Here is a 16,221-nt window from a genome sequence, read left to right as displayed (position 1 = left end):
ACATGGCAAACACTCCGAAAAAGGTCAAAGACCCGACAGAAGATGCGCTTTCTGCGATCCAGGAAGCCCTGAACATCAGCGACACGGCTGCGGACACCAGCCGCAACGCCTCGATGCGTAACGAAACGTCGCCTCCGGCCGCGCCACCGACCCCCCCGATGTTCGACGAACCGAGCTTCGACCCGCGTCCTGCCGCGAACGAACGCGCGATGTTCGACCAGATCGAGGAGCCGCGCTCCTCGCGCCGCGCCGCCAATGACGACCGTGCGACCATCGGCCAGCTCTTGCAGACGTTGCAGACGGGACGCCCGACCCGCAACATCTACACCGGCGCGACAATCTTCACCGTCATCTGGCTCGCGGCCTGCGCCGCGCTGACGGTCGGCTTCCTGCCTTCGATCCAGGCGGCGATGGGGCAGAGCGGCGGCGTGTTGGCCATTGCCGGCCTCGTCACTATGTTCTTCGCGCCGATCATGCTGTTCTTCTTCCTCGCGAGCCTCGTCTGGCGCGGTCAGCAAATGAGCTCGGTCGCGCAGGCGATGGCGCAGGTTGCGATCCGCTTCTCCGAGCCGGAAGGCTCGGCTTCGGATTCCATGGTGACCGTCGGCCAGGCCATCCGCCGCGAGGTTGCGGCGATGGGCGACGGCATCGAGCGCGCGATCGCGCGCGCCGGCGAACTCGAGACGCTGGTCGCCAACGAGGTCGCGGCGCTCGAACGCGCCTATTCCGACAACGAAGTGCGCATCCGCGCCCTGCTCCAGGACATCGCGCATCAGCGCGACAATCTGGTCGGCCAGGCCGAGCAGGTCCGCAGCGCCATCTCCGGCGTGCAGATCGATCTGCGCCATGACATCGCGCTGATCTCGGACGCGATCGCCTCGCGCGTCGACGAGGTCGCCAAGTCCATCACCGGCGCGCTCGAAGAGCGCGGCGCCCACATCACCGGTGCACTCAGCAACGCCGGCGACAACATGATCCTCGCGCTCGGCGAGCGCGGCGGAGACCTGCTCGACCGCCTCGAAGAGGCCAGCAACGAGACCACGCGCGCGGTGCTCGACGCCAGCGAGCGGCTGACTACCAGCCTCAATTTCAAGACCGGCCACGTCCACGACGAGTTCGTCGACCTCGCCGACCGCGTCCACGAGATGCTGAACGAGCGCATCGACCGCATCACCGGCGAGTTCGAGCAGCGCTCCGCCGCGATCGTCGACGGCATCTCCGAGCGCACCGAGCAGGTGCACGACAGCCTGAAGAATTCGTCGGACTCGCTGCTGCTCGAGCTCGAGCTGCGCTCCAACGACCTCTCCGCCAAGATCGACGACGCCGGCAACCGCCTCGCCGGCCACATCATGACCTCCGGCGACAAGGCGAGCGAAGCGCTCGACGCCACCGTCAACACGCTGGTCGCCAAGGTCGTCAGCCAGACCGAGACCGCGCACGACTCGCTGTCGCTCCAGATGAGCGCCTTCGACGAGCTGGTGAAGAACCAGGGCAGCGAGCTGGTCGAGAAATTCGCCCGCGACTCCGGCACGCTGGGCGCATTGATCACCCGCCACATCTCCGAATTCGACCGCACCGTGAAGACGTTCGGCGGCGAGATCGTCGATCGCATGGGCCAGCGCACCCAGGACATCCACGAGAGCCTGAAGAGCTATGTCGACAATTTCGACACCCGCTTCACCTCCAACGGCGGCGCGATCACGGCTGTCCTCGACCAGCGCCTGGTGCAGTTCGAGACCACGATTGGCGAGCGTGTCACCAACTTCGATGCCTCGCTGAACGGCAAGATCTCCGGCCTCGACTCTGCAATCGACGGTCACATCAAGACCTTCGACGAACAGCTCGTCGGCCGCGTCGCCGCGCTCGAACAGTCGTTCGATACCCGTGCGAAGTCGGTCACCGAGACCATCGACGGACGGCTCAACACGCTTTCCTCGTCGCTGACCGACGGTGCCGCGCAGGCGATCCAGTCGATCGACTCCCGCCTCACCCACCTCACGACGTCGCTGACCGATGGCGCATCGCAGGCGATCGAGACGATCGACACCCGCCTCAACTACCTCGCGACCTCGCTGACCGATGGCGCATCGCAGACCATCCAGACGATCGATACGCGGCTGACGCATCTGACGACCACCCTCACCGGCGGCGCCTCGCAGGCGCTCGAATCCATCGACACCCGCCTCACCTACCTGACCACCGCGGTGACGAACGGCGCCTCGCAGGCCGTGCAGTCGATCGACACCCGCCTCACCCTCCTGACCTCGACGCTCACGGACGGCACCGCGCAGGCGATCGAGGCGGTCGACCGCCGCATCACCAGCGTCGGCGAACTCATCGACGGCCGCAGCATGCATCTGACCGACACGGTCACGGCGCGCTTCCAGGACATCCACCAGGCCATCGAGACCAAGGTCGGATCGGTCGCCAGCGACATCGACATGCGCGTGGCGCAGTTCGAGGACCTGCTCGGCTCGCGCGTCGAGGCAGTCGCCGGCCGCATCGAGAGCAGCGGACGCCAGGCCAGCGAGGACATGATGTCCCGCGCCGAGATGATCTCGACCGCGATCCGCTCGCATGTCGAGGACGCCGAGCGCTCGCTCACCAACCTCGTGGTCAACACCAGCGAGACCATCCAGACCGGTGCGCGCACCGCGCAGCAGTCGCTGATGACGGTTTCCTCCGACGTCAACGCCCAGCTCAAGATGACCTCCGCCGAGGTCGAGCGCGCGCTGACCGCGGTCGGTACCGGTGCCGCGAACTCGATCCTGAGCAGCGCCCGCGAAGCACAGTCGACGCTGGTCGCCGCATCCGGCGAGGCCTCCAACCAGATCAAGGGGCTCGCGGCCGACGTCGAACGCACGCTGTCGTCGGCGGGCTCGGCAACCGCCGCCTCGATCCTGGCAGGTGCCCGCGAGGTGCAGACCACGCTGGTCACGGCGTCCTCGGACGCGGCCAACCACGTCAAGACCCTCACCGCCGACGTGCAGCGCTCGCTGTCGATGGCCGGCTCCTCCACGGCGGAATCGATCACCGCCGGCGCCCGCGATGCGCAGAGCACGCTGATCGCGGCCTCGAGCGAGACCGCCAACCAGATCAAGGCGCTGTCCTCGGACGTGCAGCGCTCGCTCTCGATGGCCGGCACCGCGACGGCCGAGACCATCATGACCGGCGCCCGCGAAGCCCAGAGCACGCTCGTCAACGCGTCCTCGGATGCGGCGAGCCAGGTCAAGTCGCTGGCGGCCGAAGTGCATCGGTCGCTCTCGCAGGTCGGCCAGTCGACCGCCGAGACGATCACGACCAGCGCCCGCGACGCCCAGAGCACCCTGCTGGCGGTCTCCGCGGAGCAGACCGGCCAGGTCCGTTCGCTGGCGGCCGAGATGCAGCGCGCGCTGGCGACCGCCGGCGGCGCCACCATCGAGGCGCTCACCAGCGGCGTACGCGAGGCCCAGGGCACGCTGATCTCCGCCTCGACGGACGCAGCGAGCCAGATCAAGTCGCTGACCACGGATATCGAGCGCACGCTGACCTCGGTCGGCGCCGACACTGCCTCGACCATCCTCAACAGCGCACGCGAGGCGCAGACCTCGCTGACCACGACGTCGGCGGACGCCGCAAGCCAGATCCGCACGATCTCGACCGAGATCGAGCGCACGCTGAGCACGGCCACCGCGAACGCGACCAACGACATCCAGACCAGCGCGCTCAACGCCCAGAACGCGCTGATCAACGCCTCCAACGAGGCAAGTTCGCGGGTCAAGTCGAGCTCGGCGGACGTCGAGCGCTCGGTGCTCGCCGCCAGCAGCAGCTTCGGCCAGGCCATGACCGGCAAGACCGACGAGATCGTCACCTACGTGCAGCAGCAGTCCGACCGTCTTGCCAACATGATCGATGCCAAGCGCGGCTCGCTCGTGGACGCGATCGGCTCGAAGACCAGCCAGCTCACGCTCGACATCGATCGTGTCACGTCCGACGCGCTGAAGTCGATCGAGACGCGCGGCCACGCGTTCTCGCAGACGATGATGGGCAACGGCTCCGAAGTGGCACGGACCATCAACTCGGCGAGCGAGATGGCGACAGGTGCCGTCAACAAGTCGCTCAAGGACCTCGAGCAGGCCTCGCGCGCGGCGATCGACCAGTCGCGCCAGGTCTCGATCGCGGCCGTCACCGAGATGCAGGAGACCAGCAAGATCCTGCGCACCGACACGGTCGCCCTGTTCGAGCGACTGCGCGAAGGCAATATCCTGCTCCAGGAGGTGCTGACCGGTGCGCACGACAACCTCAACTCGCTCGAGCGGGCGCTGGTGACGCGCGTCGCCGACTTCGTCTCGGCGATGAACGACGTCACCTCGCGCAACGGCGCCGCGACGCAGAACCTGGAAGACCAGCTCAACGTCTTCAACAGCAAGACCACGCGGGCGCTCCAGGATCTCGGCGAGCTGTCGACCCAGTTCGACGCGCACGGCAAGGCACTCGTCGAAGCCGCGCAGGTCGTGGAGCAGAGCAACAAGAACACCACCGCCTCGCTCGCCGAACGCAAGCTGGCGCTGGAATCGCTCGTCACCACGATCGACCTGCGCACGGCCGATCTCGACCAGCGTCTGTCGCGCTTCACCGGCCTGCTCGATGAATCGCTGGCGGCCGCCGAAGAGCGCGCTCGCGACATCGCCCGGGTCGTGGCCGAGACGGCCGGCGCCGGTTCCGCCGCGATCACCCGCCAGTTCGAGGCGGTACGGTCGGCCTCCGAAGAGGAGCACCGGCAGACAGTCGAGGCCATGCACGACATCTACCGCCAGACCACCGACGAGGCGGATACGATGTTCAAGCAATCGACCGAGAAGTTCACCAACCTCGTCTCCAGCATGAAGCAGATGGCGTTCGAGATGCACAACGAGCTCGAAGCCACCCGCAACGAGCTGCGCCGCGGCGTGCTCGAGATGCCGCAGGAGGCCGCCGAGAGCACTGCGCAGATGCGCAAGGTGATCGTCGACCAGATCGAGGCCCTCGCCGAGCTCAACCGCATCGTGGCCCAGCATGGCCGCGGCCTCGATGTCTCCACGACGGGCCGCGCCAGCGTGCAGCGCCAGGAGGAGCCGATGCTGGTGACCGCGGGCGGCCGCAGCACAGAGACCCGCATGCGCGACACCGGCAGCGCCTCCACGCTGCCGCCGCCGGACCTCGGCATGCCGGCCTCCTCGCGCCGCACCGAAGCTCCGCCGGTCGCGCCCGCCGGCAACGATCAGGGCCGCGACGGCTGGCTGTCGGATCTGTTGAGCCGCACGGACGCCAACCAGGGTGCGCCGACCGGACGTGAAGCTCAGCGCGGCCGCCAAGCCGCCGCACCGGCTCCGCAGCCACAGGCGCCGCAAGGTGGCGGCAATCCGCTGGAATCGCTGTCGCTCGACATCGGCCGGCTAATGGACCGCAACCTCGCTGCCGAGATGTGGGACCGCTACCAGCGCGGCGAGAACAAGGCCTTTACCAAGCGCCTCTATACGCCCGCCGGCCAGAAAGCTTTTGACGAGGTCGCCCGCAAGTACCGCTCCGATCGCAACTTCAAGGGCACGGTCGACCGCTACGTCGCCGAGTTCGAACGCCTGCTCGACGAAGTCGCCCGCGACGGCCGCGGCCCGCAGGAGCTGCGCAACCACCTGACCTCGGAGACGGGTCTGGTCTACACCCTGCTCGCGCACAGCGCGGGCCGGCTGGGGTAAGCGGCTCGCAGCGATAGCGAACAGCGAATGAAAAACGGAGCCCTTGCGGGCTCCGTTTTGTTTGAAGTTACGCCGGTGCAATGATGGGGATGGGAAAAGCGAACGCATCATTCGCTCTCGTGCCCCGGCTCTGCAGCGCAGCGCCCTCGGCGGTGCGCTGCAGAGCCGGGGCCCATATCGCGGCATTGTACCGTGTTGCCTTCTGGGTCCCGGCTCTGCGCAGCAGCGTTACACGCTGCAGCGCGTCCGGGACACGAGACCCAGCGCTACGACCAGGCCGAGCCCTACTGCCGCCTGCGCTCCGGCGTCGCGGGCTTTAGCGGCTCCGGCGGCGGCGGAGCGGCTGCGGGCGCGCTGTTGCTGGCGCCGAACAGCACGCGGGTCGGGTTGCGGTCGAAATTGTTCACGGCGCGGCTGATGTCGCCCAGGGTACGGCGGCCGTCGGTCATCAGCGCGCCGGAGCGCTTGTCGAAATCGTCGGCCAGTTCGCGGATCGACTTCACTGCCAGGAACAGCTCACCGCCGTCCTTGCCGCCGGCGAGCGTGTTAAGGCCGAGCATGAGGCTGTCGGCCTTGAGCATGACGCCGTCGACCTTGGCCATCACGCCATCGATCTTCTCGGAGTTGCGGGCGAGCGAGTTGGTGAAGGCCTCGAGATTCTTCAGCGAATTCTTCACCGATTCCTGATTGTCGGCGACAATCTTGTTGATGTTCTGGAGCGTGCCGCGGATCGCCTCGGTGACGTCCTGGAGCTTGTTGGGATCCGCCGTCAGCGACGGGATGCCGTCCTCGTCGAGTGGTGGCGGAGGTGCCGCCTCCTCGCCGCCCTTGAGCGAAATCGCGGCGACGCCGGTCAGGCCCTGGAATTCGAGGCCGACCAGGGTATCCTTGCGGATCGGGGCGTTGTTCTCGACCATGGCGAGTGCGACAACCCGCCGCGGGTTGTCGAGCTTCACCGAGACCACCTCGCCCACCCGGATACCATTGAAATTGACGCTGCCGCCGTTGCGCAGGCCCGCCGCCGGGCCCTCGAAAACGACGCGCAGGGGGCTGCGCTGCTTGGTGGTGTGCAACGACTGAAACCACAACACGAAGCCGATCGCAGCGGCAATCACCGCCAGCGTGAACGATCCGATCAGCACGTAATTTGCACGCGTTTCCATCAGCTACTCCGGCACCTCAGCCCATCACCGCGCGAGCGCGCTTGCCATGGAAATATTGCCTCAGCCAGGGATGCTGCGAGGCCTGCATGTCGGCGATCGATCCTGCCGCAATGATCTTACCGTTCCCTAAAACGGCGATGCGGTCACATGCTGTGTAAAGGCTATCGAGATCGTGGGTTACCATGAAAACAGTCAGCCCCAAAGTGCGCTGGAGGGTCCTCACCAGTTCGTCGAAGTCGCCGGCGCCGATCGGGTCCAGGCCTGAGGTCGGCTCGTCCAGAAACACCAGATCCGGATCGAGCGACAGCGCGCGCGCAAGCGCCACGCGCTTGATCATGCCGCCCGACAATTCGGAGGGAAAGCGATCGGCGACTTCGGGCTTGAGACCCACCATGGTGAGCTTGGCGATGGTGATCTCGTCCATCAGCCGCTGCGACACCCGCAGATATTCGCGCATCGGAAACTGGATGTTCTGCCGCACCGTCAGCGAGGAGAACAGCGCGCCCTGCTGGAACAGCACGCCCCAGCGCCGCTCCACGTTGCGACGCTGCGACGTATTGGAGGCGTCCAGATCGACGCCGAACACCTCGATGCTGCCTGCGACCTTCGGCACGAGGCCGATGATGGTGCGCGTCAGCACCGATTTGCCGGCACCCGAGGGGCCGACGAAGCCAAGAATCTCGCCGCGCTTGACGTCGAGGTCGAGGCCGTCGAGCACGCGCGTCGCGCCGAACTGCACGGTGATGTCGCGGACGCGGATGATCGGGTTTTGAATTCCGTTTCGAACTTCCTGCGCCATCGTCACATCCCGATCGAGGCGAAGAAGATGGCGAACACGCCGTCCATGACGATGACGAAGAAGATGCCCTTCACCACGGACGCCGTCGTGTGCTGTCCGAGCGATTCCGCGCTGCCCTGCACGGCGAGCCCTTCGACACAGGCGACGATGCCGATCACGGCGGCCATCACAGGTGCTTTCACGATGCCGACGATGAAATGGTCGATCGAGATGGCGTCGCGCAGGCGCAGCAAAAACGCTTCGGGATCGACGCCGCCATAGAGCCAAGCGACGAGACCGCCGCCATAGAGCGCGGCCATGGCGCCAAGGAAGGCCAGGATCGGCAGCGCCAGCACCAGCGCCAGCATGCGCGGCAGCACCAGCACCTCGATCGGATCGAACCCCATGGTGCGCAATGCGTCGATCTCCTCGCGCATCTTCATCGAGCCGAGCTCGGCGGTGTAAGCGCTGCCCGAGCGGCCCGCGACCATGATCGCGACCAGGAGCACGCCGATCTCGCGCAGCACCAGCACGCCGAGCATGTCGACGACGAAGATGTCGGCGCCGAACCTGCGGAAATGGAAGATGCCCTGCTGGGCAATGATGCAGCCGATCAGGAAGGTGATCAGCACCACGATCGGCACCGCGCGCCAGCAGACCTGCTCGAGATGATGCACGGTCGAGGTCAGGCGGAACGAGCGCGGGTGAATCAGGGTGCGCGCGCCCGCCGCGAGCACCGCGCCGAGCATGTCGATCAGGCCTGCCACGGTGCCGCCAACGCCAGCCACGGCCCGGCCGATCTGCTCCAGCATGCCGGTGATGGTGACGGCACTGGTGTCGATCACGGGCGTCGCCCTGACCCGCCGCACCTCGTCCACGAGGCTCGAATAATTGGCGGACAGTCCCGCGATCTGCGCCTCGACGGCGCCTTGGGTCAGGCTGCGGCGCAGCCGTTCGATCAGCCAGGCGCCGAACGTGTCCAGCTTGGCCACCTCGGAAACGTCGATGAAGACGCTTTGCGAACCGCCCGCGAGCTTCTCGGCGTCAGCCACCATCCGCTCCAGGACCGGCGCGAAGCTCGCGGTCCAGGTTCCGGTGGCGCAGAGTGCCAGCGCGTTGCCTTTCGCAATCCGTTCCAGCTTCGGATCGCCGCTCAAGATGTCCGCTCCCGTGCCGGGGCGCTGGAAACGGATGAAATCAGATGGTTGCGCACGCGCCCTTACCCAGAGAAGGTGTCCCCGACCGGTTAACCTTAGTTGCTAGAGGTAACTAGCAGGTTCAGATTTCGCCAGAGTTCAAAATGACTTCCAGCAAAGTTCCGGCCCTCGTCGCGCGAATCGAGCGCTTTCCCATCGCCGGCAGTTTTACGATCAGCCGGGGCGCCAAGACCGAGGCCGTGACCGTCGTGGCCGAGGTGAGCCGGGACGGCCTGATCGGCCGCGGCGAATGCGTGCCCTATCCCCGCTACGGCGAAACGCCCGAGGCAACCCTTGCCGCCATCCAGGCCATGCAGGAGGCCGTGGCGAGCGGACTCACCCGGCGGACCCTGCAAGCCGCCATGCCGCCCGGTGCGGCCCGCAATGCCCTGGATTGCGCCCTGATCGATCTGGAAGCCAAGGCGGCGGGGCTGCGGGCCTGGAGCCTGCTCGACCGCCCGGTGCCGGGCGAGCGCACCACGGCCTACACGATCTCGCTGGGCACCCCCGAGGCCATGGCGGCGGCGACCGCCAAAGCGGCGCACCGGCCGCTGCTCAAGATCAAGCTCGGCGGTGACGGCGACGGGGAGCGGATCGCGGCGGTGCGCAAGGCGGCCCCCGAATCCGAGCTGATCGTGGACGCCAACGAGGCCTGGACCGAGGCCAATTTGGAGCACAATCTCGCGACCTGCGAGGCCGCCGGCGTCACCCTGGTCGAGCAGCCGCTACCGGCCGGCAAGGACGACGCGCTGGCGCGGATCAAACGGCCGCTCGCGGTCTGCGCCGACGAGAGCGTGCATGACCGCCACTCGCTCGCACCTTTGCGAGAGCGCTACGACGCCGTGAACATCAAGCTCGACAAGACCGGCGGCCTCACCGAGGCGCTGGCGATGGCGGATGCCGCGCAGGCGCTCGGTTTCGAGATCATGATCGGCTGCATGGTCGCAACCTCGCTGTCGATGGCGCCGGCAATGCTGGTGACGCCGCAGGCCCGCTTCGTCGATCTTGACGGCCCGCTGCTGCTGGCGCGCGACCGCGATCATGGCCTTCGGTATGACGACAGCCTGGTCTATCCGCCGGATTCTTCGCTCTGGGGCTGAGCTCTCAGCCGGTGCCGCGCCGACCAGATCAGAAGTGCACCGGCGCCGGCCATCGCAGCCATGACGTAATACAGGCCGTCGCCGATGCGGGCGTAGATCGCGCCTGACGCGATCGAAGTGGTCGCACCCAGCAACCCGTTGCATGCGGCGTAGTAGCCCTGCCCCCGCGCGATCTGATGCGACGGCACGCGCTGCACCAGGAGATTCATGGTGCCGAGGATGGTCATCCCAAAGGTCAGGCCGTGGCCGAGCTGCACGACCGCGAGCAGCGCGAGCGGCGGATCGTGCGCGGTGACGACCCAGCGCACCACCGCGCTCGCGCCCCCGATCGCCATGAGCGAGGACGGGTGCAGCGAGAAGCGCGGCGACAGCGCGAACACGATGATCTCGGCGATCACGCCCAGCGTCCAGAGGCCCGCGATCGTCAGCCCGCCGAGGCCCTGGGCCTGCCAGTTGATGGCCGAGAACGTATAGTAGGCGACGTGACTGCCCTGGATCAGCGCGGCGGAAACGATGATGGCCCAGAAGCCGGCATCGTGCAGCAGCGCCTTGCCGGCGCGCGCCGCTGTCGTCCTTCGCCTGACATCGTCGAGGGGCTGGAGCAGCACGCTGGCGGCGACCGCAACAACGGCCCAAGCGACGATGACCCAGATCAGATCGCGCGCCGCGATGTGGTCTACGAGATAGCCGCAGGCGAGCGAGCCGGCGGCGAAGGCTGCCGAGCCCCACAGCCGCACCGGCCCGTAATCGAACCCGTAGCGGGCGACGCCACGTAGCGCATAGGCATCGGTCAACGGGGTCGTCGGCGTCCACATCATGCAGGTCAGCGCGTAGATCAGGAACAGCGCCAGCGGCTGCCCCTGCAGGCCGACGGCTGTAAATCCGATCGCCGTCGCCAGCACGGAGACCATGATGCCGGCGCGAATGGCATGTCGCTTTTCGGCAAGGGCCGTGATTTGCGGCAGCGTGGTGAAGCGCGTGATCGCCGGCAGCGCGTTGATGAGGCCGATCCAGGCCGCGTCGATGCCGATCGCCTTCAGCCAGACCGGAAAGAACGGCAGATGCGTACCCGACACCGCGAACACGGCCGAGTAGAACACGGCGAGGCTCACGGCGAATCGCCGCTTCTGAGATACCGCGATGGGGATTTGTGATTCGGGTGCCATCAAACCAATTGCGATTCGGTCGATATCGTGGTGATCGTTACTGTAACGCGCCGTGATTTGCGCGACGAGATTGACATGGCCAACGAAGCATTCGCCCTCTCGCCTATGTCTGCCCGCGCGGCCGAGCCGAACGAGCAGGATTACGACGCGATCCGCGAAGCCTTCATGGAGACCGCGCGCGGCCGCTGGTTCCTCGGTGAATACGCCAAGCGCAACCGCAATGCGGACACCCGCATGGTGCTCGACGCGGTCGCGAAAATCGAAGAAACCCTTGCGACACAGCGCCAATCCGTCGTCGAGGACCGCCTGCCCGAGGCGCTGGTCGCAATCCGGCACGCGATCCGCGAAGCCGAGACGATCGCGATCGCGGCCCTCGATCCCGCGGCGATCGAGGCGAGCCTCGCGCCGATCCCGCGCGGCCTCCGCATCATCAAGGAGATCTCCTGGCGCTGGCGCGAGATCGGCGCCGATGGGCGAATCTGCGACCTGATTGATTCGCAGCTTGCCTCCATCGAGGCGGCCTGCGCGCAAGTTTCGACCATCGACCCCCGTACCGACCTCAAGGCCGCATTCGATCTGCTCAAGGACCGGATCGACCAGATCGACGGCGACGCAACGCCGCAGGCTGCGCGCCCTTCGCCGGCCCCGGTGCAAGACGCGCCGTCGTCCGTGGCGGAAGCTCCGCTTGCGGAGGTCGCGCCTGCCGCAATGGCCAGCGAAGCAGCCGTGGAAGCGGCCGGCGTCGCTGAGACCTTCTCCGTTGCCGAGCAGGCGATGGACGCCGCCCTGGAGCCGGAGATCGTCGCCGAGAGCCAGACCGCGCCTGAAGCCGCCGCTTTTGAAGAGCCGGCCGCTGAGCCCGCCGCCTTCGCCGAGGTGACGGACGAATTTTCGCTCGACGCCGCCGCGGAAGCCGAGGACGACGCCATACTCGAGGCCATCGCACTGGAGATGGCCGCGCCCGATCCGGAGTTCGACGAGATCATCGAGCCGGTCGAGATGGAAGCGGCCAATCCGGAGCAGGTGGTTGCGGAGGCCGCAGCGCCCATTGCAGCCGAGATGCCGGAGCCGATCGCACTTGAGCCCGCCGCTCCGCCGGTCGTGGAGGAGCCCATAGAGGAAGCGCCGATCGCGATGGAATCGCTTGCGCGCCTCACCAACGCCATTGCGGAAGCCGCCGCCGAAGTGATGGAGCAGCCGGCGTCGGCCATGGCAGCCGCCGCGACATTCGGCGCAGCGCCGAGCACGACACTGCCGATGCCCTCGCCGGTCCCGGAAGCCTCACTCGGCGCCACCATCCTCGCCAGCGGCATCCTGCAAAAGCCCCGCGCCGCCGCAAACGATCCCATGGCGCCGATCCGCCGCATGACCCAGGCCGAGAAGATCGCGTTCTTCTCGTAAGGGGACGCGGCATGCTCCGTCTCGTGTCCCGGACAAGCGAAGCGCAGATCGGGGACCCAGGAGCCACAGCTTCCGTCGCAACGTGGGCCCCGGCTCTGCAGCGCACCGTCGAAGAGACGCTGCGCTGCGTCCGGGGGCACGAGAGCGGAGTGAGGAGAACACTCTCTCCTCAACGTCATTGCGAGTTGGGACCGGCATTGAGGAGCCGGCGAAGCAATCCAGATTGTCACCGCGGAAAGACTCTGGACTGCTTCGCTACGCTAGGAATGACGGATGATCAGCGATCACCCGCAATTCCAGACTGCGCCGATCGGCGTCCGGGTCCAGCACGGCCCAAAACTGCCGCCATTGTAGCGGCCGCCGCCGAAGCCGGGCCGGCCGAAATAGCGCCACTCACCATCCCAGCCGTAATATTGGGGGACCGGATCGATGTACCAATGGCGCCGGTCGCTAGGGGACATCCGCCGCATCGCCTCCTTCTGCTTGTAGAGCGGAATGCTGTTGCTCAGCGGCTGCCGATAGCCCGGCAGAAAGCCGTAGCCATGCCAGGCTTGCTTGGGACGCTTTTGGATTGACGCAGCCGGCGCGATAGCCGGCAGCAGTGACAGGACGATAGCAACAGATAGACACAGGACTTTTGACATAGGGAGACGATAGATAGGCGCGCGCAGGAAGACCATTCAAATCCGAGTGCAGAGCTAACCGATTTGGCCACGCACATAGGCTTCAGCTTGTTCCAGCTGATCATCGAGCGAGTTATAGGCAGTATCGAGCACCAGATGCTCCCGATCCCACCGCTCATAAGCGCGGCTCACGACGTCGTCCCAAGTCGGAAGCTTGAGGCCACCGATATCGGACGAACGATTTTCCACGCGTTGCCGGTGCAACGCCGGGTCGCTGCAGACGACTTCAATCTCGACCATCCGCGCCGAGTTCTTCAAGGCGGTCCCTCGCCACTCAGCGCGGCTTCCCAGCACTGGATTGACGCAGTCCGCGATGACAATGCGCCCGAGCTTGAGATTCTCGGCTGCCAGCGCGTTGGCAACGGAATAGCCGGCAGCCTCGACCGCAAGGCCTGCTTCCCGTAGCGTCTGCTCAATGGCATCGATGCGAAGATACGTCGCCGCGAGCCGAACCGTAAGTTCACGAGCAACGGTCGTCTTGCCAGTGCCCGGAAGGCCTCCGAACACGATGAGTGCGGGTGATCGCTTCATGATGGCTAACTGATCACACCCTTCCTGATCAGGAAGCATCCATACCCCCTGCTGTCCCCCACCTGCACTACACCAAAGCCCGCCGCAGCCGCGCGGTAAAAATCCGGCCGGGAGAGTTTTCCGGGCGTCACGGGATGGCCGGCGGCGCGTTCGATCTCCGCGAGCACCGCGCGCTGCACATCGGGGACGCGGTCGGGATCGTCGACGGGCGTCATCACGCGCACCGGATCGGGATCGAAATCGTCGAGCGGGTAGACCGACATGATGGCGCGGATTGCGGTCTCCATGCGCAGGCCCGGCAACTGGATCAGACGCTGCGAATTCGTGCTCTGCGCGATGCGTGCCGCGGGGTGGTTGGCATCGACGAAAACGAGGTCGTCGCCATGGCCCATCGAAGCCAGCAGCCAGAGCAGGTCGGGCGTGAGGATCGGATCGATCGATTTCAGCATGTGACGGACTGTCCTCCCATCGAACGCCCACCTTGGCGGGTTCCAAGCGTGATTCAGATCACGCAGCCTACCATGGTGATGACGATCACGGACCTCAAACTCGAACGCGGCCAAGCTCCGCGGCAACCAATCTCGTATCGAGATAGTGCCAGAGGAGCACGCCATGTTCCGCCTAAAACCTTTCCTGATGACGGCTAGCCTGCTGGGAAGCCTGTTCGGCTTCGCCTGCGGCCCTGTTTCCGCGCAAGTCGCCCCGGTCGAGCCAGCTCCCACCGCACTGCAAGGCCCTGAGCAGCGGGTCGCGCTGGTGATCGGCAATTCGAACTACCAGAACGCGCCGCAGCTCGCCAATCCCGACAACGACGCGGAGTCGATGGCGAAGTTCCTGAACTCCGCCGGCTTCGAGGTGGTCGCCGCGACCGACCTGACCCAGAACGACATGCTCCGCGTGGTGCAGGACTTTTCGGCAAAAGTATCCGCGCGCGGCCCGAACACGGTGGCGATGGTCTACTATGCCGGTCACGGCGTGCAGCTCGCCGGCGAGAATTACCTCGTTCCCGTCGATGCCAAGGTCTCGAGTCAGACCGAGCTGGTCAACAATTCGGTGCGTCTGGTCGACGTGATGTCGACGCTGGAGACGATCCCGAGCCGCATGCGCATCGTCATCCTCGATGCCTGCCGCAACAACCCCTTCCCCAACGTCAACGATGCCGGCCGCGGCTTGGCAATCGTCGATGCCCCAAACGGCTCGATCGTCGGCTACTCGACCGCGCCGGGCGCCGAAGCGCAAGACGGCTCGGGCGGCCACAGCCCCTACACGCAAGCTTTCCTGAACGTCGCGCGCGAGCCCAACGTCCCGATCGAGCAGCTATTCAAGCGCGTGCGCCTCGAAGTGAACCAGACCACCAGCGGCGCACAGATCCCCTGGGAGAGCTCGTCGCTGACGTCCGACTTCACCTTCTTCGGCGACACCGCTGTTGCCGCCAACCGCGCGCCGGTGAATGCGCCGGTGGTGCAGATGGCCTCCAACCTGCCGAGCCGCTCGACCCGCCAGGCCTATGACTATGTCGTGTCCGAAGCACGTCCGGAATACTATCAGGAGTTCATCACGATGTATCCGCACGACCCGCTGTGCGATCACGTCCGCTGGCTGCTCTCCAACCTGCTGCTCACGCAGGCCTGGCACAAGGCGGTGCTCGCGAACTCGCCGCTCGGCTACAAGAACTTCTACGACAGCTACGGCAACACGCCCTATGCGCAGGTCGCGCTGAAGCTCCAGATGCAGCCGAAGCAGATCCCCTTGATGCAGGCGACCAAATTACTGGCGCCGCAGAACATCAACCCGACCTTCAAGATCGGCAATCTCGGCCAGCCCAAATACATGCCGCTGCAGGGCAATGGCGGCGCGCAAGTGAACGGCAATCTGCCGATCGTGCAGAAGCCGGGTGACAACAACGGCATCGGCAAGCTCGGCAATGGCGGTCAGATCGCAACCCTGCCGGCGCCGACCAACACCACGACCAGCAATGGCGGCATCGGCAAGATCGTGACGCTGCCTGCGACCAACAATACGCAGAATGGCCGCGGCAATTCCGGCACCGCCGATGCGAAGCCGGTCATCGTTCGGACGCAGAACAATCCGATCCGCATCAACAGCGGCGCGAAGATCAACAACAACCCGGTGAACAAGGTGCAGGTGCAGAACAACACCCGCCCGCAGTTCAACACCACCAACCGGATCGGCAATGGCGGCAGCAACAATTTTCGCCAGTCGATGAACCAGAGCCAGGGCAACAACGGTGGCGGCAACAATCGCCGGAGCTTCATGCACTGATCGCGCGGAGAAGAAGGTGCGCTCCCTCCCCCGCTTGCGGGCCGCAAGCGGGAGAGGTTGCACCGAGCAAGCGGCAAGTTCGAATCCACCAAACGAAAAATCGGGATAGTCGTCCGTGAAGAACGCTAATTTCAGACCGGATTGATCGTCGGCCCCACGAAGAGAGCGCTGAGGATTTGGCGCAACAAAATCCTCAGCCAGCGGAT

General features: G+C 66.0%; 11 protein-coding genes. 4 read left to right on the top strand and 7 right to left on the bottom strand.

Annotated elements, in window-relative coordinates; all coding sequences use genetic code 11:
* The first annotated feature begins 2 nt into the window (after positions 1–2).
* Positions 3–5,714 (top strand): apolipoprotein A-IV repeat region-like domain-containing protein, encoded by a 5,712-nt coding sequence (locus IVB27_RS29175; RefSeq protein ID WP_247446370.1) that lies wholly within the window; start codon positions 3–5, stop codon positions 5,712–5,714.
* A gap of 284 nt (positions 5,715–5,998) precedes the next feature.
* On the opposite strand, the gene IVB27_RS29170 is transcribed toward IVB27_RS29175, so the two are convergent.
* From IVB27_RS29170 to IVB27_RS29160, 3 genes are read right to left on the bottom strand one after another with little or no spacing between them, the layout of a single operon-like run.
* Positions 5,999–6,877 carry an MlaD family protein gene (locus tag IVB27_RS29170; RefSeq protein ID WP_247446369.1) on the bottom strand — a complete coding sequence of 293 codons (879 nt, stop codon included), beginning with the start codon at positions 6,875–6,877 and terminating at the stop codon, positions 5,999–6,001.
* Between the two features lie 16 nt (positions 6,878–6,893).
* Complete coding sequence (locus IVB27_RS29165; protein WP_247446368.1) at positions 6,894–7,676, bottom strand: ABC transporter ATP-binding protein; 783 nt, start codon at positions 7,674–7,676, stop codon at positions 6,894–6,896.
* A 2-nt stretch (positions 7,677–7,678) separates the two neighbouring features.
* A complete protein-coding gene (locus IVB27_RS29160) occupies positions 7,679–8,812 on the bottom strand; it encodes an MlaE family ABC transporter permease (protein WP_247352057.1) in 1,134 nt (377 codons plus the stop codon).
* Positions 8,813–8,955: 143 nt separating this feature from the next.
* Between IVB27_RS29160 and dgcA the strand changes: the two genes are divergently transcribed.
* Positions 8,956–9,951, top strand: a complete 996-nt coding sequence (gene dgcA, locus IVB27_RS29155) for an N-acetyl-D-Glu racemase DgcA (RefSeq protein WP_247446367.1) — start codon at positions 8,956–8,958, stop codon at positions 9,949–9,951.
* Here the strand turns inward: dgcA and IVB27_RS29150 are convergent.
* On the bottom strand, positions 9,921–11,117 hold the full coding sequence (locus IVB27_RS29150; RefSeq protein WP_247446366.1) for an MFS transporter: 1,197 nt from the start codon (positions 11,115–11,117) through the stop codon (positions 9,921–9,923). The genes dgcA and IVB27_RS29150 overlap by 31 nt on opposite strands.
* A 75-nt stretch (positions 11,118–11,192) precedes the next feature.
* On the opposite strand from IVB27_RS29150, the gene IVB27_RS29145 reads away from it, so the two are divergent.
* Positions 11,193–12,518 carry a hypothetical protein gene (locus IVB27_RS29145; protein WP_247446365.1) on the top strand — a complete coding sequence of 442 codons (1,326 nt, stop codon included), beginning with the start codon at positions 11,193–11,195 and terminating at the stop codon, positions 12,516–12,518.
* Positions 12,519–12,802: 284 nt separating this feature from the next.
* Here IVB27_RS29145 and IVB27_RS29140 read toward each other — a convergent pair whose 3' ends face one another.
* From IVB27_RS29140 to IVB27_RS29130, 3 genes are read right to left on the bottom strand one after another with little or no spacing between them, the layout of a single operon-like run.
* Positions 12,803–13,162, bottom strand: coding sequence for a hypothetical protein (locus tag IVB27_RS29140; RefSeq protein ID WP_247446364.1), 360 nt, complete (start codon positions 13,160–13,162; stop codon positions 12,803–12,805).
* Positions 13,163–13,216: 54 nt separating this feature from the next.
* Entirely contained in the window at positions 13,217–13,771 is a 555-nt protein-coding gene (locus IVB27_RS29135) for a P-loop nucleotide/nucleoside kinase family protein (protein WP_247446363.1), read from the bottom strand.
* Positions 13,738–14,181: an RbsD/FucU family protein gene (locus IVB27_RS29130; protein WP_247446362.1), complete on the bottom strand. Its 444-nt coding sequence runs from the start codon at positions 14,179–14,181 to the stop codon at positions 13,738–13,740. Before IVB27_RS29130 ends, IVB27_RS29135 begins: the two co-directional genes overlap by 34 nt.
* A gap of 163 nt (positions 14,182–14,344) precedes the next feature.
* On the opposite strand from IVB27_RS29130, the gene IVB27_RS29125 reads away from it, so the two are divergent.
* Positions 14,345–16,015, top strand: coding sequence for a caspase family protein (locus IVB27_RS29125; RefSeq protein ID WP_247446361.1), 1,671 nt, complete (start codon positions 14,345–14,347; stop codon positions 16,013–16,015).
* Positions 16,016–16,221 lie beyond the last annotated feature (206 nt).

It is taken from the genome of Bradyrhizobium sp. 197 (assembly GCF_023073375.1).
GTDB lineage: Bacteria > Pseudomonadota > Alphaproteobacteria > Rhizobiales > Xanthobacteraceae > Bradyrhizobium.
This window is presented reverse-complemented; position numbering and strand designations above follow the sequence as displayed.